Below are 255 nucleotides of genomic sequence, written 5' to 3'. Positions count from 1 at the left end.
AGCAGGCGAACGAGTCAAGGCATCCGTTACTAAGTTCATCGAGACGAGACTGAAACTAAAGGTAAACCAAGCCAAAAGCGCGGTAGACCGCCCATGGAAACGGAAGTTTCTTGGCTTTAGCTTTAGTTTGAACAAAGAGCCTAAGGTGAGAATTGCAAAGCAATCCTTACAGAAAGCAGGGTCTAAGATTCGAGCGATTACCTCTCGAAGAAAATCGATGAAGATGGAAGAGCGAATTAAGGAACTAAACCAATA

At 43.9% G+C, this 255-nt stretch carries 1 pseudogene; it reads left to right on the top strand.

Annotated elements, in window-relative coordinates:
• Positions 1 to 255 (top strand): annotated as a pseudogene (locus tag M3650_RS31610) (group II intron reverse transcriptase/maturase); the annotation flags it as partial.

Origin of the sequence: Paenibacillus sp. MER TA 81-3, from assembly GCF_023713585.1 — a bacterium.
Taxonomy (GTDB): domain Bacteria; phylum Bacillota; class Bacilli; order Paenibacillales; family Paenibacillaceae; genus Paenibacillus_B; species Paenibacillus_B profundus.
Note: the sequence above shows the minus strand (reverse complement) of the source record. Positions and strands in the feature narration are given on the sequence as shown.